This is a genomic window from Paraburkholderia sp. GAS38, from assembly GCF_050434965.1.
Taxonomy (GTDB): Bacteria; Pseudomonadota; Gammaproteobacteria; order Burkholderiales; family Burkholderiaceae; genus Paraburkholderia; species Paraburkholderia phenazinium_A.
The window spans coordinates 139,917-157,813 of sequence record NZ_JBNDJO010000018.1; the positions used below are offsets into that span (position 1 = coordinate 139,917).

Here is a 17,897-nt window from a genome sequence, read left to right on the forward strand (position 1 = left end):
CAAGGTGGCCTGTTCCTGGAGCCTCGATTTCATGGTCCGATATCAGAACACGCGTTCCATAGGAGACCTTGACTTGATTATAGCCATCGGTTTTTTGTGAAAACAAATAATTTCGTCGAACTGATCGCAAACCCTGATGCCGGTGTCTCTTATATGCAGCTTCGCGTGGGGCCATATGTGGTGATGAGCACAATCTCGGCACCCATCTCGCGCGCAAAGCGCACTGACTGGATTGCCGGGTCGACCGGGGTTAGGGCGATTGGTATGAGCGTGAAGGTAGAGATGGCAGTGCTCGAACCGATCTTCGAAGAGCATCTTCTACCTGCGCAGTGCGCTTTAAATTTGGACCGGACTGCTCAGCGGGCGTCAATCAAGGTGGAGGAACGGCTGTACGGAGGGAAAACGGGACATTGTTGACGCTGATATAGCGGACTACTTAGTAAGTGATCGGCCCGACGTGATGTTGTCGCTGACTAATGTGCTATCACGCCTGGAGATTGATCGGCTTTCTGGCGGGGGCGTAAAGGAGGCAGATGGTCACCAATGCGCTAAAACGGAGTCGGGTGCCCTTGGTCGGGCCGAGAGGTCTCGCATCCAAGCAAAATTCGCCCGCGGGCGACGTGGCTCGAATTTCTTAAAAAGTCGACTCTAAAGGGACACTGGACCCATCTGACTCAATCTGGATTGCAGGTTTACTTAAATGCCTCGAAGCTTTCCGGCGCAAGGGGCGACTTAAGCGTCAAGGCCGCGACGGCCAAGAAGCTCGGAAATTTCGTTCGCGGACTGGACTAACAGATTGGTGATGTTCTGTATGTCGGCAAGCATTCGAGCGTTTGGACCACCGACGACCAGCGCCGCCAAAACCTCACCACTTGACTCAAGGATCGGCGCAGCGATCCCATATACATCGTTGGCGGAGCCGAGGTCTGCTGTATCGAGTCCGGACTCAATAACCTTAGCGAGTAAGTCCTTTAGCATGGACTTGCTTGTAACCAATTTCGAGGCGGGGTCGATCCGGACAGTCTTTACGTAAGCGTCCTGCTCAACCCGAGCCATATTTGCCAGGAGCAATCGCCCCGCAGAGGACGAATAAAGTGGTCTTCTATCCCCAACCGACACCATAAATCGCACTTCCTTAGGGCTATCGGCCTTGGCGATATAAACAATGTGTTGCCGGTCTTGCGTGAAATGAGCGATCAGCACAGTCTCACCTGAAGCAGCGGCGAGCGCTTCAATTGTCGATTGAGCAACCTCGGGAAAGCGGCGGTGAGCGACAACCGCTGATGCAAGCTTGAACGCTTCCAAACCTAAAGTGTACGTTCCCTGGACGTTTTTTACGTAGCCGCTTTCGGTAAGAGCCCGCAACAGCGTCAGAAGGCTTGTCTTGGGGGTGGAAGTAAGTTCGCATAACTTACTTAAATTTGCACCTTCGCGCAAATCGGCCAAGAGTCGCAGGACGTGGACTATCCGCGCGGCAGCTCGCGGTGACGGGCGACGCTCCTTCACCGAGGTACTTCCAGTTGCTTTACTCATGCTGATAAATGAATTTTGACTTGGTGTGGATACTGGCATTGCACTCTGAAACCGATCGGGAGGCATACCGCTAAAGTCGCGTTTCCTCAAGGAAGCGAAGACGTCTTGTCGTTCAACGCCCCGCGCCGCTTCCCGTGCCCCTCTAAAGCTTCTGGATGCCTCAAGACTGGTTGAGTCTTATGACGAGATCCGAATGTTTCGGTTTCCATATAGCACATCTCTATCCGCTAAATGACCAATGCAATCCTTCCTCGCGTTGACATCAAAAGAATGCGGCAATAGAATTGTCCCAATTCAGACTATAGGTCACATATCGGACCTTGTCAACAAAAACGAACCAGGTATTTCACCTCGGACACTACGCTTCCAGCCCTCCAGATCTTTGCACGGTTCACTTCGGGGAGCCACGTCGGCGCGAAGGAACACCGGACGGCTTGTACTTCAGTGCGGCTCCATCATGATTATCCACGCGAGGAGGATGAGCAGTGTATGCAATCACGGGAATCACCGGTAAGGTCGGTAGCGCGCTGGCCCTCGAACTTATAGCGGCAGGTCTCCCCGTGCGAGGGATCGTGCGTGACATCGCACGAGCCGCTTCGTGGACGGAGCGCGGTTGCGAGCTTGCCACTGCCCGCATGGACGACGCTACCGCGCTCGCCGCCGCGTTCGATGGCGCGGTTGGCGTTTTCATCCTGCCCCCTTCGGAATTCGACCCCACACCGGGGTTCCCCGAGGCGCGCGCAGTTAGCGACGCCGTATCCGCCTCGATTCTGAAGGCGCGGCCCGAAAAAGTGGTTTGTCTGTCAACGATCGGTGCGCAAGCTAGTGAGAGCAATCTGCTCACACAACACACGATGATGGAGCAGGCGTTGCGCACCATGCCTGTGCCGGTAGCATTCCTGCGACCGTGCTGGTTCATGGAAAACGCCGCGCGGGATGTCGCGTCTGCTCGTGACGATGGCGTCATCGCCAGTTACCTGCAGCCGCTGGACAAGCCCTTGCCGATGGTCTCCATCAGAGATGTAGGCCGCGTTGCGGCTGAACTGCTCCAGCAAACATGGAGCGGCGTGCGTATCGTCGAACTCGAAGGTCCACGCCGAGTGAGCCCTAACGACCTCGCCTTGGCCTTTGCCCGCGTGCTTCACCGCCCGGTACGCGCCGAAGCCATCGGCCGGGACACCTGGGACGCGCTGTTCCGCTCGCAAGGCATGAAGCATCCGCTGTCACGGATACGCATGTTCGATGGACTCAACGAAGACTGGATTGATTTCGAAAATCACCCCGATGAAATCATCCGCGGTCAGATTGAACTGGATGCGGTTCTCGGCGCGCTTGTGCCACGTCCGGCGTGACTGAAACCAGCTGAGCGGCAAGGGTCGCGACACATTCCCCGTCAAAGCCACTTCTCGATAAGTGTTGCAAACGAACGTGAACGAGGTGGCACTGCACTCCAACCCGCTCAACACGAGTTCCGCCTTGGGTCTGCTTCCCTCATTAACACCTCCTGAAATACCTGCCGTTCATCTCACGGTATTAGGTGACTTGAATAACCCAACGAAACCTGGACGCCCACCTCGCACGACTACCGTGGGCTGGCCAATCCCCACAGCCAGGTTTCGTTGACATCAAAGAGTTGGAACAATAGAATGGTCTTCATACGGACGTAATGTCCCATATCGGACCAATGCAGGGCGGCGTAGCGGAACGTAGGCTGCGGTCACTTTAGTATTGGTGGGCTTGCATCTTAAGTAGCGTCCGCGCGTAGGGTGCCAGCACTTCTCACGAATCGGGGAGTACGCAAATGAAACAGCTCGAAGGCAAGAAGGCACTCGTAGTTGCAGGTGCGAATGGCATCGCGCGAGCGTGCGTAGAGCGATTTGCTTTGGCAGGCGCTGAAGTCTGCTTTTCAGATATCAACGAGAATTCTGGTGAGGCTCTCGCAAACGAATTGCAGCGACAAGGTTTCAAGGCGACGTTTTTCCCCTCCGATGCGGGTGATGCGAAGCAGGTGCGGGCCTTGGTGCAGTCGTCGATAGATACCATGGGCGTAGTTGACATCTTGCTCAACAGCGCAGGGGTAGCAACACCGCAGGATCTGCTCGAAATCACCGAAGAGGTATTCGACCGCACCCTGAACATCAATCTCAAATCGGCGTTCATCGCGAGTCAGGAAGTGGCGCGCCACCTGCTTTCAAGAGAAAGCCCTGGTGTCATCATCAATATGTCATCAGTCAATTCCGTGATGACGATTCCTTCGTTACTTGCTTATAACGTTTCGAAGGGCGGAATTAACCAGTTGACCAGAAATATGGCGGTTACGCTCGCGTCTCACGGCATCCGCGTGAATGCGATTGGCCCTGGCACGATTGAAACTGAGCTGGTGCGAAACACGGTGCTGTCGTCCCCGGACGCCGCGGCAAAAATCATGTCTCGCACACCGATGGGCCGCCTTGGCAAGCCAGAGGAAATTGCATCTATTGCTCTATTTCTTGCGAGCAATGAGTCTTCGTACATTACAGGGCAAGTCATCTTTGCAGACGGTGGCCGAATGGGCCTCAACTATACCTGCTGAAGCAGCGCACTCCCGATCTCAAACACCCTGAAGCAGAACACGATCCCTAGCGTCTCACACAAACTGTATCGGACGGCATTTCATGCAATGTTCTCTTTCAACGCCGCGAACTGGCGGGCAAATCCTCATTGATCAGCTGGTACTTCACGGTGTCAAACACCTTTTTTGCGTTCCCGGCGAAAGCTATCTTGCCGCGCTTGATGCACTGCATGACGCGCCCATAGAGGTTACGGTTTGTCGGCAGGAGGGAGGTGCCGCCATGATGGCGGAGGCACATGGAAAACTTTCGGGACGACCCGGAATCTGTTTCGTTACACGTGGGCCAGGAGCCACTAACGCCGCGGCCGGCGTTCATATCGCGCAGCAGGACTCCACCCCGATGATCCTTTTCGTCGGCCAGGTCGAACGCAAAACCCGCGGCCGCGACGCTTTTCAGGAGGTTGATTATCGGGCGACGTTTGGACACCTTGCGAAATGGGCTACAGAAATCGACGATCCTTCCCGGATCCCCGAGATTGTGCTTCGTGCATTCCATGTAGCGACTTCTGGTCGGCCCGGACCTGTAGTGATCGCGCTGCCCGAAGATATGCTTGCAGAGACAGCCATCGCATTAGATCCTCAACCGTTCACGCCGGTCGAGACGTTGATCGGCGAAGCGAACGTTGCCACGCTCGATGCACATTTGCGGGCGGCCGAGCGTCCCGTCGCGATTCTCGGAGGCAGCGGTTGGGACGCCGAGGCTGTGTCCAACTTTGTCCGATTTAGCGAACGATATGGCCTCCCTGTAGCGGTTTCGTATCGTCGGCAGATGCTCTTTCCAGCAACACATCCCAATTTCATCGGCGATCTTAGCTTCGGAGCGAATCCAAAGCTGGTGGCCCGGATAGAAGAGGCAGATCTCGTATTGCTGATCGGCACCCGACTGTCCGAAGCAGCGAGTCAGGGTTATACGCTTTTACGAATTCCGACCCCTGCGCAAAATGTCATTCACGTGCATCCGGACACTAACGAACTGGGGCGCGTTTATCAGCCGACACTCTCCATCAACGCATCGCCGAGGTCCTTCGCCGCCGCGGTTGCAAGGCTGGCCACCCCTGAGCAGCCGTTATGGGCGTCTTCCACGCAGCTTGCGCGTACGAATTACGAAGGATGGAGTGACCTCAGCAGGATCCAGTCTCCGGGTGAACTCCAAATGGCGCGGATCATCGAGTTTCTCCAAAAAAGACTTCCCGCTGATGCGGTTATTTGCAACGGCGCGGGAAACTACTCGATCTGGGTGCATCGCTTTTACCGGTTCAGCGAGTTCGGAACGCAGCTCGCTCCTACATGCGGCTCCATGGGCTATGGCGTACCCGCAGCGGTCGCTGCGAAACGTGTTCACAGTAACAGAACCGTCGTTTCATTCGCTGGCGACGGTTGCTTTCTGATGCACGGGCAAGAATTTGCGACCGCGGTGCAATATGAACTTCCCATCATTTTTATCGTGGTGGATAACAGCATGTACGGCACGATTCGGATGCATCAGGAGAAAAACTATCCTGGCCGGGTTGTCGCCACCACATTACGTAACCCGGACTTCGCCGCATACGCGCAGGCTTTCGGAGGTTATGGCGAACGCATCGAAACCACCGAAGAATTTGAAGGCGCGTGGGATCGGGCATACGCCTCCGGAAAGCCCGCGATCCTGCACTGTCTGATTGATCCCGAAGCAATTACTCCTTTCGCAACTCTTAGCTCATTTCGCGAAGCTGCACTTGGTGCTTCAAAATAAAAGCAAGGTCGCAGAGCGAGAAGACATCGAATCGACAACAAAGGGGATGAAATGACAGGAGCACTATCCGTCAACAGCCCCAGGTATGAAGGCCGTTCGCGTTTCGCAATTACGGCACGGCTGTTTTGCTTCCACTGGAAGATGAAAAATCGTCCTTTTGCAAACCCTCGGCGACTGTGTACAGCCGCTCAACGATGGAGATGTCCATGTCCGAAGTCATTCATTTTCAACGTGACACTGTGTCCTTCGAACCGTTCGGCGAACAAGGTAGCGGATCCGCGTCGATCGCACGCCTGGTCGGTCCTGAACTAAGCAAAACCATGGGTGCGGGTCTCGCGCGTTTCGACAATGTCTCTGTCGAATGGACGGTCCACTACGACGAATTGATTTTTACGCTTGACGGGGCTTTTACGCTGCGCGTCGGTGAGCATGCCTATGAGACAAGACCGGGCGATGTGCTTTGGATTCCCGCAGGTACGTCAGTTCGTTACGAAGGCCGCGGCGCGACCATTTTCTACGCGCTTGCGCCGGTGGACTGGCGCGAGCGGAGCAACCTGACCTAAGCATCTGTCCACCGCTTTCAGATTTCAAAATATCATCGTCGCTGGTGATGTCGCGAGTGAGATTGCAGTCGCTTATTTTTTGGCGTGAGGCGAGGCTCTGGAGAGGTGGGGAAAATATAAAATGATATGCAGTACGTAGGAGTATTAATCATCAAAAAATGGCAAATAAATATGGTGAAAAATGTATGTCTCACACTATCTTTTTGCGGATGGAATGAGGAAAACACTCGGCGTTCTTTTGCCCGGATTAATGACGCTTCCGGCGACTGTTGACGATGTAATTGAGGTATTGGCTGGTCATTGCATGGTTAGGGCGGTCGGTAGAAATGATTGGAGCGAGTATCGCGCCGGGGGTTCATTTAGTGTTCAACGCGAGAGCTAGATAGATGGGACGCTGTTTGAGACTGTCGAATATGTATGCAGCTACGATGATCGAAAGGTCTGACAGTACGATCATGGTTCTGCCGCGACGGTGGAGTTCCACGGGAACGGCTGAGCCGTGACGGAATTGCGGAAGAGGACGCAATCAGGATTCCGTATGGAATACCTCCCGAAACGCTGCGTCGAAGCTTTCGGTGCGCCCCATGGTTCGTAGAGAACGCCACGCGTGATGCTAAGTCGACGGCAGAGACGTCCGGGCCAGTGCGAGGTGCAGCACTAGGGTTTGCGCTAAGTACGCAGATTTTTGTTCTTTCTAAAAAAGATCGGGGTCTATAATTAGGCTGTGCGTCCGATATGAAACCTAAGGTCGCATATGGGACCTTGAGCGGGTCCGTAGCCCCGTTTGCTCAATCTGAGACTCAAACGGACTTCCCATATTCAGGATCACCGAGGACTCGCAAAAATGTTCAAGTCGCTAAAATTTCGTATGCGGTGTCTTGCAGCCAGCTCCGCACTTCTTGCTCATTCTCTCTTTTTGTCCGCCTACGCGAACGCGCAAGAGACGGTTGTTCAGATCGGGTTAGTGGCGCCTATGACAGGCCCCTATGCTGGCTACGGCAAAGACTGTGAAAACTCCGCGCGGCTCGCTATCGACGAAGCCAACGCGAAGAAGCTGTCGATCAACGGGAAGCCCATCAAGCTGCAACTGGTCTCCGCTGATGATCAGGGCGATCCTCGTATTGCTGTTCAGGTCGCTCAACAATTGGTCGACGAGAAAGTTGTTGCTGTGATCGGGCACTTCACCTCTGACACTACACTTCCCGCTTCACGAATCTACTCAAAGGCTGGTATTCCAATGATCTCGCCAGCTGCGACTAACCCGAGCATTACCCAAGGGGGGTTGTCGACGGTGTATCGGGTTATGCCGACCGATGCACAAAATGCCGGCACGGCTGGTAGATGGGCCGCGACAGCGGGCAACGCGAAGCGGATTGCAATCTTGGACGACCGCACTGCCTTCGGGGCTGGGGAAGCTGACGAGTTTGAAAAGGCGGCGCGGGCTAGCGGCGCAACGATTGTCAGCCGCGAATACACAAACGATAAGGCAGTGGATTTCAGCGCCCAGTTGACGAGAATCAAGAGTACAGGTGCAGATCTGCTATTTTTCGCAGGAAGTGGTGACACGCCTTCTGCCATGGTCGTAAAGCGCATGCGTCAGCTTGGAATGAAGGCGACGTTCGTTGCGGGCGGCGGCGTCGCAGATGCAAACTTTATCAAGATCGCTGGCGATGCTGCGGAAGGCGCATTTGTTTGGGACTACGGTTTACCGCTGCAATCGCTGCCGAACGGCAAAGAGTTTGTTGCGAAATACCGAAAAACCTATGATATTGACCTGCTCCCCTATGGCCCGTTTAGCTATGACGCAGCCAGCGTGCTGATTCACGCCATAGAAGCAGCCAATTCGACGGAGCCGGCCGATATCAACGCAGCAATCAAGAAAATCCAGTTCACTGGGATCACCGGTCCTATTGCCTTCCTTGCCAATGGCGATATCAAAACAGCAATTTCAACACTTTACCAAGTGAAGCAAGGTCAATGGGTCGTTGTGACATCAACCAACAAAGGTGTATGAAATTTAACAGTATGGGGCCATGATCCGGCGGCTGGAAGGGACAGTTTCTTATGAGCTGTAGCAGGTCAGTGAAAACCTGTCGGTCTATCAAGTAGTGGACGCGTGATTGAGATAGGGCAGCGGCCATTGCTTGTGTAGGTCTCGTTACGCGTATTGCTGTGGTCTCAGATTGCAGACCTGGCCGCGCCATAAGCGAAGTTGGTTTTGAATGGGCGTTTTGAAACACTGGACCTGACTTCGCCTGGATAGCCACGTGTGTTGAACAACAAGCCAACCGTTGAGAAGAACTTGATCTCATTCTTCAGTGATCGCGATGCATGGCTTCGAGGAAAAAAATGTACGATTTTGCGCCAGTTTTTAAACAACCAACGGGTTCCCCCATCCGCGAGCTTTCAAGATATCTGAACCAACCGGGAATGATTTCGTTTGCAGGCGGAGTTCCAGCGAGTGATCTGTTCGACGTCCACGGATTTAAACGCGCGAGTGAAATAGCGTTCGAAAATCCAGTGGCGTGCCTGCAGTATGGTGCGACCGAAGGAATGCCCGCGTTAAAGGAACAAATTCTCCGGTTTGTGGAAGAAGATGATATTAGACGCGACGATTCGGAGGTTATAGTCACCACGGGGTCTCAACAAGGGTTCGATCTCCTGTTGCGAGCATTTGTGTCGTCTGGTGATGTGGTTTTTGTCGAAGAGCGTACCTATCCCGCCACGTTGCAAGCACTAAGGCTGCAACAGGCCTCGGTCACCGGAGTCGCTGTGGACAGCGACGGACTGGATACGGTTGCGCTAAAACTACTCCTCGAATCGGATACTCTAAAGGCAAAGCCGAAATTGCTCTACGTCGTGCCTTCGTTTTCGAATCCAAGCGGACTTACGCTGAGCCTGGAGAGAAGGATCGAACTGCTTGAACTGGCTGTTAAGCATCAGTTCGTAATCGTGGAAGATGATCCGTATCACGGGTTGCGTTTTGATGGTGAGCCTATCCCTTCCTTGCTCAGTCTCTCAGGTCGCGTCGAAGGTGCTCGAGACTGGGTGGTCCATCTGGGGAGTCTGTCTAAGATATCGGCGCCAGGCTTGCGGGTGGGATGGACAATCGGACCGGCTGATATCGTGCGCAGATGTGTCATTGCGAAGCAGACCGCCGATCTATGCAGCTCCACCTGGATGCAGGCCGTTGCAGCCGAGTATCTAAAAAGTGGGGCCCTCAGACCTCATCTGAAAAAAATTGCTGACGAGTACGGGAAGAAGTGTGATGTGCTGTGTGACTTACTAAAGCAGGAATTTAGTGACGGCATCGTCTTTGATCGCCCAATGGGCGGAATGTTTCTGTGGGCACGCTTGCGATCCGGAAGTGATACCTCGGCGCTTCTTTCTAAGGCGATTGCAAATGACGTTGTTTACGTTCCAGGAAGGGTGTTTTTTGCTGACCAGCCCGACATTTCGTCACTGCGTTTGTCGTATGCCGCTCCGGGCGAAGTACTGATCAGGGAGGGGGTGCGGCGGCTCAGGCGCGCTTTCGAAGGTTCGCTTTAACACGCACGCAAGCCTCGTAGTCGTAGGTCTGGCCGAGTGCGAGGAACAAATGAGCCTGCTGGCAGACGTTAGTGAGGCAGGGATAGCAGCTCTGCTCAAAGCGCCGTACAGACATGGCGGTTCAACGAGGGTTACCGACGATCGACGAGATAAAGTCGAGGAACGCATTCGTCTTCGCGGGCATATGATTTCGAGAGGGATACAGCACATAGAGAGGCCAGCGTTCGTCGCACCAGTCGGGGAACAGATTGACAAGTCGCCCACTTGCAATCAAGCCTTCAATGCCCAGCTCCATGACCTGGGCGATACAGTATCCAGCCAAACATACCGCATGCATCGTACCTGCATCATTAACCATTAATTGGCCTTCGGGATAAAGCTCCATTTGCGTGCCATTGCGATGGAACTCCCATTTAAATGGCAGGCCTGTCTCAGGATTCCGATATCTCAGGCAAATATGTGAGGAGCCACGCAACTCATCGGGGCTACGCGGGCGGCCGTGCTCTTTCAGGTAAGAAGGCGACGCCACCGTGAGTATTCGTGTTTCGAGCAACTTGCGAGCTATCATGGACGAGGACTTCGGCTCGCCGAAACGGATGGCGAGATCGAAGCCCTCAGAGACGGTGTCGCCGAGTTGGTCGCGTGTGACCAGGTCAAGCTTGAGTTCGGGATGGGCTTTGAGGAACTCGCTTAGGCGTGGTCCAAGAATAAGGTTTGAGAAGAAAGGGTGAACGTTCACTCGCAGACGTCCACGCACGGTCTCCTTGCTGCAGGCAGCTGACTCAGCGGCCTCCTCCAGTGCGGTGAGCAGCGGCACCACCTGTTCGTAAAGGCGACGTCCCTCGTCCGTAAGGGTTACGGAACGAGGATGACGGTCGAACAGACGCGCGTCAAGCCGACCCTCGAGTCGCGCGATCGCACGGCTGACGCCGGGCTGCGACATATTTAGCGCCTCAGCGGCGGCAGCAAAGCTGCCGCTATTGGCCACTGCAGCAAGTACGCTCATCCCATTGAGGGTTCGCTCGTCGAAAGCCATATGGCTTCTCCTGTCGGTGGTATCTTTTCGCAACAGCGATGGTAGCGAAAAGCGAAGGCCTATTGATAACGCATTCCAAGAGACAAGACGGAAGTGTTGTCATTGCCATATCGTGCCGCGCTTGCACTACGTGCCGGTATGCAGATACGGGAGCGAGTGAAACGCGCCTTAATGCCGTCTGAACTACCTATAGCCTCAAAGTATCGGAAATGAGACCGCCGCAAAAGTCCGGTGCGACTTTGACCGAGGGATCACGATGAAAAGGTAACTCATCGGTGCCATAACATGTCAATAATGTGTTGGGTCGTACTACGACCAGCATCGTCTCCATGTGTCAGCGTCCGACAATTCTGCGGGTGTAAATCGACTATCCATGGAGAGCTTTAGCATGAAACGCAATATGATTGCCAATGAAGGTAGTGATGAAGTAGTAGCTATGATCGAATCCAGGATAGAGCCTAAGTGTCAGGGGATGGCCGACTGCTTCACAGGAAGCCTTTAACAGATGAGGTTTGAGCTGAGTCTCAAGAAATTCATCTGCAGCGCCTTGATCAACCAGTAGCGGAAGCTTCTCTGCCGCGGACCTGACGAGGTCGCACGCATCGTATTGCCTCCATGCTGTACGGTCTGGACCCAGGTACGCCTCGAATGCTTTCTTGCCCCATGGCACCTGGGCGGGAGCGACGATCGGCGAGAATGCCGAAACGCTGCGATAGCGGCCCGGATTGCGCAGCGCCACGACGATTGCACCATGGCCGCCCATCGAGTGTCCGCTTATGGAGCGGGCTTCTGAAGCAGGGAATTCCGATTCGATCAATTCGGGAAGTTCCGTGACAACGTAGTCGTACATCCGGTAGTGGGCTGCCCAAGGTTTCTGGGTTGCATTGACGTAAAAGCCTGCACCTTTTCCAAGGTCATAACCCATATCGTCAGCAACCTGTTGCCCGCGAGGGCTGGTGTCCGGAGCGACTATGATGACGCCATGGCGACTCGCGTATTGTTGAGCTCCGGCCTTCGTGGTGAAATTCTGCTCGGTGCAAGTCAAACCGGAGAGCCAGTACAGTACGGGTAGTTTTTTCCTGGATGCCAGCGCCGGGAGAAACACCGAGAAGTTCATTGAACAGTTGAGCGAGGCCGACTCATGCCGGTATACGTCCTGCCATCCGTCAAAACAGGCACGGTGTTCTATCCGTTCCATTGCGACTCCTATAAATAGCGGACGGATCGGTATGAACGATCCGCCCTGGCTTTTTTGCTACTTCAGCACACCACTGCGCTTTGCGATGTGCGCGGCTATCGCGTCCATTAGCGGAGGATTGAGTGCGTCGTGCGGTGCGAGCCCAAGCTCGGTAAGTCTGGCTCGAACGTCATCCATTTGTTCCGGCTTTGCGCCGCCACCTTCGATCACCGACGAGACGAATGCCGCAAAACGTGGCTCCTCCCAACCTTTGTCGTTGGACAGTTCGGTGTGCACGAAGTCGAGACCGTAGAAAGGATGGTCGCGGTTCTCGATCCGACCATACATGTGAGTTCCGCACGCCTTGCAGGCATGGCGCTGGATAGCGGCGTTCTCGTCGACTACCTGCAGCTTTTCCGGGTGAGCCGTGACTTCGACCTTGTCTCTCGGGACGACTCCCACTACCGAAAAAGCGGCGCCAGCGGGTTTCCAGCACTTGGTGCAACCACAAGCATGGTTGTGTGCCACGTTACTGGTTATCCGGACTTCGACTTTGTCCTTCTGACAATTGCAATGGAGGGTACCGCCGGCGAAGCCGGGTGTACCCTTCTTGATACCGGTATCGACTGATGGGTGGATTGCCACAGTGCTCATTTTGAATTCTCCAATGTTTTCAGAATAGGAATCGGCGCAACAACGCTACGCCAATGACTGCGCACGGTCGTGTCCTAATAGTTGATCACGGTGCGAATCGACATGCCGTCGTGCATCAGGTTGAATGCTTCGTTTATCTGATCAAGCGGCAATCTGTGCGTGACAAATGGGGCGAGCTGGATGTCACCTCGCATGGCGTCTTCCACCATGCCTGGTAGTTGTGAGCGCCCCTTTACGCCACCAAATGCTGTGCCTTTCCATGTACGGCCTGTCACCAGTTGAAACGGACGCGTCGAGATTTCCTGACCGGCCCCCGCGACGCCGATGACTATGGACTGTCCCCAGCCACGGTGCGCGCACTCCAGCGCGGCACGCATGACCTTGACGTTGCCGATGCATTCGAACGAATGATCGACGCCCCAGCCGGTCATTTCGACGATCACCTGCTGAATCGGCCTTTCATGGTCTTTCGGGTTGACACAATCGGTAGCGCCGAAGGCTTTCGCGAGATCGAACTTCGAGGGGTTGGTGTCGATCGCAAAGATGCGCCCGGCCTTGGCCTGACGCGCTCCCTGAATTACTGCAAGGCCGATTCCACCAAGTCCGAACACGGCGACACTGTCACCCGGTTGAACCTTCGCGGTGTTGTGCACCGCGCCGATACCCGTCGTTACACCGCACCCCAGCAGACAAACCTGTTCATGGTTGGCAGCGGGGTTAACCTTCGCCAGCGAGACCTCGGCGACTACGGTGTATTCGCTGAAGGTTGAGCAGCCCATGTAGTGGTAGATCGGCTGGCCGTTATAGGAGAAGCGGGTTGTACCGTCGGGCATCACACCTTTGCCTTGGGTCGCACGCACGGCGACACACAGGTTCGTCTTTCCGGATTTACAGAACAGGCATTCGCCGCATTCGGCCGTGTACAGCGGAATCACGTGATCGCCAGGTTTGACAGATGTGACGCCTTCGCCGATTTCCACGACGACGCCTGCACCTTCATGCCCGAGCACGCAGGGGAACAGGCCTTCTGGGTCGTCGCCCGACAAGGTGAAGGAGTCTGTATGGCATACACCCGTGTGAGTGATCTTTACTAATACTTCGCGTTTCTTTGGCGGTGCAACATCGATCTCGACGATCTCAAGGGGTTTTCCTGGCGCGAATGCAACTGCAGCACGTGATTTCATGACAGCTCTCTCAATTGGACGACGAAGACAGGCGATATGAGTATCTGGACGGACTGGGCTGCACATCATCACCGCAGGTAGGTGCGAACGAGATTGATAACGCCGTTGATCGATGCATTGGCGCCGTCCTGGCGGTTGGTCGCGTTAGAAAACTCCTCGCGCAAATGGCTTTCAAGCACGCAGGCCATCAGGCCATTGATCGCGCCGCGCGCTGCGGCGATCTGCTGCAGAATCGCCGCGCACTCAGCACTCGCCTCCAACGCCCGCTCAAGCGCTTCGACCTGCCCACGCAAGCGTCTGACGCGGGTAAGCAGAAAATTTTTTTCCTGGGGTGAATGCGGCACATGACCTCCGTTAGATACTGGGCGTGAGTATGTGGTATTGCCACCGTCTTTCTTTATCTCAACGTCCAGCTTTCTAAGGACGTAAGTGAAAACTCCAGGCTCGTGACGACTAACAGGTTTGTTGCTGAGACCTATGCGGAGAGCACGGTGTAAAACATAACGGACTTCGGGAAAGACCTGGGCAACGCGTTAGACGATCCGATAAGCGTTCGGCCGGACGCAGGTCTAGTATTGATACATAGGATTAACCGGCGAAATTTGTCCGGACAATGCTTGAAACGCGAGGGGCGCTTCCTCGCACGAATAGATCAAATACAGGAGATAGCGTGATGTCGACCGTACAAAAGAACCCTGTCCAACTCGAAGTTGTCGGTTCTGATTCGAAGGAGAACGGGCAGCCGAATACGCGGTTTTTGCAGAACGTCTGGTACTTTGCCGCGTGGTCTGCGGATGTCTTGCAAGAGCCTCTCGAACGGCTCATCATCGACCAACCCGTCGTTTTGTTTCGTACCTCCGAGGGTGAGGTGGCGGCTCTGCGAAACGTGTGCCCGCACCGCTTTACTCCGCTTAGCATGGGCACAGTGGTTGGCGACACCATCGAATGCCTCTATCACGGTCTGCGATTCGCACCTTCGGGGCAATGTGTTCACAATCCCCACAGTGCGACCATTCCCAAAGCGGCTTGTGTCAGGCGCTACCCGGTGGCGGAGCGCGACGGGATCGTGTGGATCTGGATGGGCGCAGCCGAACTCGCCGATGAGTCCACCATTGTTCGTTATCCGGAGTTGAATCAACCCGAAAAGTTTACGTACACCCGTGGGCAAACGATGGAGATGTCCTTGAATTATGAGTTGATGACAGACAACCTGATGGATTTGAGTCACGTTGCCTTTACGCACAAGAATACCTTGGGTTCTGATGGGCTCGTCCCTGGTCAGACGGAAGTACGTGAGGATGGCAACTCGATATGGAGCATGCGGATGGCGCCAAACACAAAGCCCGCGCCATCCTTTTCGATGTCAGGTGGGTGCTCGAAGGACGACGTCGTAGATTACTGGCTGGACATCCGTTGGGATGCGCCAGCGAACTTCTATCTCACATCTGGGCACGCACCGGCCGGACAGGGACGTTATCACGGAGCTCAGATTGATTCCTTGCAGGTAGTGACGCCGTCGAGCGCTAACCGGTGTTACTACTTCTTTATACATCTGCGTAACTATCGTCGCGACGATGATGCCATGACGCACGAACTGGCGGAGTTTATCCGTCAGGCGTTCGCCACGGAGGATGAGCCAATGATCGCGAGCGTCCAGAGGAATATGGACGGTCGCACGCTAGAAGAAATGAAGCCGGTGCTGCTGACATGTGACGCAGCTGCAATGCGGGTCCGCAGGGCGCGCGAGCGGCTTCTGGACCTTGAGGCGAAGAGTGATAGTGATGGGATGGTGGAGCGTCGTAAATGAATGAGTCGTGGATTGAAGTAGAAGTTTCGGCCAAGGAACTCGAGGCGGATGGCGTTGTCCGTCTTGAGCTGGTGGACAGGGAGGGCGGGGAGCTCCCCGGGTTCACGGCTGGCGCACACATCGATGTCGAAGTCGCACCTGACCTGATAAGACAATATTCGCTTTGCAACAGTCCGCGCGAGCGCCATCGCTACGTGATCGGTGTGCTGCGGGAGCCGTCATCGCGTGGCGGCTCACAAGCTGTGCACGACAGCATTCAGGCCGGTCACACAATCCGGATCAGAGCGCCGCGTAACCACTTCGCGCTTGATCCCACTGCAAGCCGCTACATCCTGTTTGCAGGCGGAATCGGCGTGACGCCGATACTGGCCATGGCCGAACATCTCAGTGATTCGGGAAAGCCCTTTGAGTTGCACTATTGCGTGCGCACGGCAGCTCGTGCCGCCTTTGTCCGGCGCATGACGAAATCGTCATTTTCGGCTCATGTGCATCTTCATTTTGATGACGGGCTTCCAGAACAACGGCTTGAGATCCGGCAGGCATTGGGGAGTTCGGACGACGACGCGCACGTGTATGTTTGCGGACCTGCGCCGTTCATTGGATATGTTCTGGAGAATGCGCGCGAACGGGGTTGGCCAGAAGCGCGGCTGCATCGAGAGTTCTTCGCTGCATCGACATCAACCGCCGCGTCTGCAGAGGAATCCTTCGAGGTACAACTAAGCAGCACGGGGCAGATCCTCACGGTTCCTGCGGATCGAAGTATCGTGGAGGTTCTGGGCGAAGCCGGTGTCGCTCTGGAAGTCAGCTGCGAGCAGGGGGTCTGCGGAACGTGTCTGACGCGGGTGTTGCAGGGCGAACCCGATCATCGGGATGTGTATTTGACGGATGCGGAACATCTTCGCAACGACTGTATGACAGTCTGTTGCTCCCGCTCGAAAAGCGCGAGACTCGTTCTCGACTTGTAGGCACCGGACCGGCACGTCATCGGGTGTATTGATTGATGGTCAGACGCGTCAACCAGCGTCGCTATGAACGCGGCGCGGGTCTCATGAATCCACACTGGAATGGGAGCCACACGACCCTCGTCGCCGACGCTAGCCGTGTCCGATTGTCATCTGTCCACTCGCATTCGACTATTGGCCTTTGCATATTCGACCAGGTGCTCCGACAAGTTTTTCACAAGCGTCGGCAGCGTGTCGGGCGGTTGCGTCACCAGGCTTACCTCGCGTATGGCCCAGGGATCTTCGAGCGCGATATAACGTATGTTCATGCTCTTCACGTAGCGCTCCACTGAGGAAATCGGCGCGATGCCGATTCCGACGCCCGCCTCGACCATGCGGCACATGGCCTCGAAGTTGCTGACCTGCACTCGAGGCCGGAAATTCCCGCCGGATTGCGTTGCCACGCGCGCCATGAACCGGTGTAGGGCTGTGTCGCCCGGCAAAGCGATGCAGGAAAGCCTGAGCGTCTCGGTGAAAGAGATCGAAGAGACGCGCGCCAGTTCGGAAGAAGGCGGCAAGATGACGACCAGCCTGTTACTGCCGAAAGGGCGGGCCCACAATTCGCCCGTTCCGACCGGACTGGACACGACGCCGATATCCGCCTCGCCGGCAGCGACCGCCCGTACGATATCGTCGCTGAGTGCCTCTCTGAGCTCGATCTCCACGTCCTGGTGCTGCGCTAGGAATCCGCTGAGCGCCTGGGGCATGAATTCGGTCATCGAAGTCGTGTGCGCGTAGACTTTCACCTGACCCCGCAAGCCACGGCTGAAATCGCGCATGTCGAAGCTTAGGTGCTCCATCTGCTGTATGATCTGCTGCGCATGCGCAAGCAGTGCCCGGCCAGCCGCAGTCAGCGTGGCCCCCTGAGGCGTGCGATTGAGCAGCCGCGCACCAACCGTGGCCTCCATGTTCCTGATCCGCGTGGACGCGGCGGCGGTGGAAATGGCGCTGCGGCTGGCACCTTGAGTCAGGCTGCTAGCATCGGCGATATGGATGAAGAGTTGTAGATCGAACAGATCCAGACGTAGGTTCATGGCGCATCATGATACC

16 protein-coding genes are annotated in these 17,897 nt (G+C 55.4%); 9 read left to right on the forward strand and 7 right to left on the reverse strand.

Annotation, left to right across the window (positions count from 1 at the left end; genetic code table 11):
* Window positions 1-732: 732 nt before the first annotated feature.
* Window positions 733-1,572: an IclR family transcriptional regulator gene (locus P3T42_RS32370; protein ID WP_167379437.1), complete on the reverse strand. Its 840-nt coding sequence runs from the start codon at window positions 1,570-1,572 to the stop codon at window positions 733-735.
* Between the two features lie 446 nt (window positions 1,573-2,018).
* On the opposite strand from P3T42_RS32370, the gene P3T42_RS32375 reads away from it, so the two are divergent.
* From P3T42_RS32375 to P3T42_RS32405, 7 genes are all read left to right on the forward strand, one after another.
* Window positions 2,019-2,885, forward strand: a complete 867-nt coding sequence (locus tag P3T42_RS32375) for an NmrA family NAD(P)-binding protein (RefSeq protein WP_074296373.1) — start codon at window positions 2,019-2,021, stop codon at window positions 2,883-2,885.
* Between the two features lie 449 nt (window positions 2,886-3,334).
* Complete coding sequence (locus P3T42_RS32380) at window positions 3,335-4,105, forward strand: SDR family NAD(P)-dependent oxidoreductase (RefSeq protein WP_074267523.1); 771 nt, start codon at window positions 3,335-3,337, stop codon at window positions 4,103-4,105.
* Window positions 4,106-4,187: 82 nt separating this feature from the next.
* Window positions 4,188-5,876, forward strand: coding sequence for a thiamine pyrophosphate-binding protein (locus P3T42_RS32385; protein ID WP_074296372.1), 1,689 nt, complete (start codon window positions 4,188-4,190; stop codon window positions 5,874-5,876).
* A gap of 206 nt (window positions 5,877-6,082) precedes the next feature.
* Window positions 6,083-6,439, forward strand: coding sequence for an AraC family ligand binding domain-containing protein (locus tag P3T42_RS32390; protein WP_074267524.1), 357 nt, complete (start codon window positions 6,083-6,085; stop codon window positions 6,437-6,439).
* A 250-nt stretch (window positions 6,440-6,689) separates the two neighbouring features.
* Complete coding sequence (locus P3T42_RS32395) at window positions 6,690-6,821, forward strand: hypothetical protein (protein ID WP_253190147.1); 132 nt, start codon at window positions 6,690-6,692, stop codon at window positions 6,819-6,821.
* 462 nt (window positions 6,822-7,283) lie between these two features.
* A complete protein-coding gene (locus P3T42_RS32400) occupies window positions 7,284-8,453 on the forward strand; it encodes a branched-chain amino acid ABC transporter substrate-binding protein (protein WP_074267525.1) in 1,170 nt (389 codons plus the stop codon).
* Between the two features lie 335 nt (window positions 8,454-8,788).
* Window positions 8,789-9,988, forward strand: coding sequence for a PLP-dependent aminotransferase family protein (locus P3T42_RS32405; RefSeq protein WP_074267526.1), 1,200 nt, complete (start codon window positions 8,789-8,791; stop codon window positions 9,986-9,988).
* A gap of 121 nt (window positions 9,989-10,109) precedes the next feature.
* Here the strand turns inward: P3T42_RS32405 and P3T42_RS32410 are convergent, their stop codons facing one another.
* From P3T42_RS32410 to frmR, 5 genes are all read right to left on the reverse strand, one after another.
* Complete coding sequence (locus P3T42_RS32410; RefSeq protein ID WP_074267527.1) at window positions 10,110-11,024, reverse strand: LysR family transcriptional regulator; 915 nt, start codon at window positions 11,022-11,024, stop codon at window positions 10,110-10,112.
* Window positions 11,025-11,391: 367 nt separating this feature from the next.
* Window positions 11,392-12,222, reverse strand: a complete 831-nt coding sequence (fghA, locus tag P3T42_RS32415) for an S-formylglutathione hydrolase (protein ID WP_074267528.1) — start codon at window positions 12,220-12,222, stop codon at window positions 11,392-11,394.
* A gap of 57 nt (window positions 12,223-12,279) precedes the next feature.
* Window positions 12,280-12,855 carry an S-(hydroxymethyl)glutathione synthase gene (gfa, locus tag P3T42_RS32420; RefSeq protein ID WP_074267529.1) on the reverse strand — a complete coding sequence of 192 codons (576 nt, stop codon included), beginning with the start codon at window positions 12,853-12,855 and terminating at the stop codon, window positions 12,280-12,282.
* A gap of 74 nt (window positions 12,856-12,929) precedes the next feature.
* Complete coding sequence (locus P3T42_RS32425) at window positions 12,930-14,039, reverse strand: S-(hydroxymethyl)glutathione dehydrogenase/class III alcohol dehydrogenase (RefSeq protein WP_074267530.1); 1,110 nt, start codon at window positions 14,037-14,039, stop codon at window positions 12,930-12,932.
* Between the two features lie 68 nt (window positions 14,040-14,107).
* The gene (gene frmR, locus P3T42_RS32430) at window positions 14,108-14,383 is read right to left on the reverse strand and encodes a formaldehyde-responsive transcriptional repressor FrmR (protein ID WP_074267531.1); all 276 of its coding nucleotides are present in this window, start codon (window positions 14,381-14,383) and stop codon (window positions 14,108-14,110) included.
* A 329-nt stretch (window positions 14,384-14,712) separates the two neighbouring features.
* On the opposite strand from frmR, the gene P3T42_RS32435 reads away from it, so the two are divergent.
* Complete coding sequence (locus tag P3T42_RS32435; RefSeq protein WP_429308358.1) at window positions 14,713-15,846, forward strand: Rieske 2Fe-2S domain-containing protein; 1,134 nt, start codon at window positions 14,713-14,715, stop codon at window positions 15,844-15,846.
* A complete protein-coding gene (locus tag P3T42_RS32440; protein WP_074267532.1) occupies window positions 15,843-16,811 on the forward strand; it encodes a PDR/VanB family oxidoreductase in 969 nt (322 codons plus the stop codon). Before P3T42_RS32435 ends, P3T42_RS32440 begins: the two co-directional genes overlap by 4 nt.
* Window positions 16,812-16,957: 146 nt before the next feature.
* On the opposite strand, the gene P3T42_RS32445 is transcribed toward P3T42_RS32440, so the two are convergent.
* Window positions 16,958-17,881, reverse strand: coding sequence for a LysR substrate-binding domain-containing protein (locus tag P3T42_RS32445; RefSeq protein ID WP_074267533.1), 924 nt, complete (start codon window positions 17,879-17,881; stop codon window positions 16,958-16,960).
* Window positions 17,882-17,897: the final 16 nt, after the last annotated feature.

What these genes read in the sequence shown, in the direction of transcription:
- P3T42_RS32445 (WP_074267533.1), bottom strand. Translation starts at nt 17,881, where the DNA reads ATGAACCTACGTCTGGATCTGTTCGATCTACAACTCTTCATCCATATC.
- P3T42_RS32405 (WP_074267526.1), top strand. Translation starts at nt 8,789, where the DNA reads ATGTACGATTTTGCGCCAGTTTTTAAACAACCAACGGGTTCCCCCATC.
- P3T42_RS32370 (WP_167379437.1), bottom strand. Translation starts at nt 1,572, where the DNA reads ATGCCAGTATCCACACCAAGTCAAAATTCATTTATCAGCATGAGTAAA.
- P3T42_RS32400 (WP_074267525.1), top strand. Translation starts at nt 7,284, where the DNA reads ATGTTCAAGTCGCTAAAATTTCGTATGCGGTGTCTTGCAGCCAGCTCC.
- P3T42_RS32435 (WP_429308358.1), top strand. Translation starts at nt 14,713, where the DNA reads ATGTCGACCGTACAAAAGAACCCTGTCCAACTCGAAGTTGTCGGTTCT.
- P3T42_RS32385 (WP_074296372.1), top strand. Translation starts at nt 4,188, where the DNA reads ATGCAATGTTCTCTTTCAACGCCGCGAACTGGCGGGCAAATCCTCATT.
- P3T42_RS32395 (WP_253190147.1), top strand. Translation starts at nt 6,690, where the DNA reads ATGACGCTTCCGGCGACTGTTGACGATGTAATTGAGGTATTGGCTGGT.
- gfa (WP_074267529.1), bottom strand. Translation starts at nt 12,855, where the DNA reads ATGAGCACTGTGGCAATCCACCCATCAGTCGATACCGGTATCAAGAAG.
- P3T42_RS32380 (WP_074267523.1), top strand. Translation starts at nt 3,335, where the DNA reads ATGAAACAGCTCGAAGGCAAGAAGGCACTCGTAGTTGCAGGTGCGAAT.
- P3T42_RS32440 (WP_074267532.1), top strand. Translation starts at nt 15,843, where the DNA reads ATGAATGAGTCGTGGATTGAAGTAGAAGTTTCGGCCAAGGAACTCGAG.
- P3T42_RS32410 (WP_074267527.1), bottom strand. Translation starts at nt 11,024, where the DNA reads ATGGCTTTCGACGAGCGAACCCTCAATGGGATGAGCGTACTTGCTGCA.
- P3T42_RS32390 (WP_074267524.1), top strand. Translation starts at nt 6,083, where the DNA reads ATGTCCGAAGTCATTCATTTTCAACGTGACACTGTGTCCTTCGAACCG.
- fghA (WP_074267528.1), bottom strand. Translation starts at nt 12,222, where the DNA reads ATGGAACGGATAGAACACCGTGCCTGTTTTGACGGATGGCAGGACGTA.
- P3T42_RS32425 (WP_074267530.1), bottom strand. Translation starts at nt 14,039, where the DNA reads ATGAAATCACGTGCTGCAGTTGCATTCGCGCCAGGAAAACCCCTTGAG.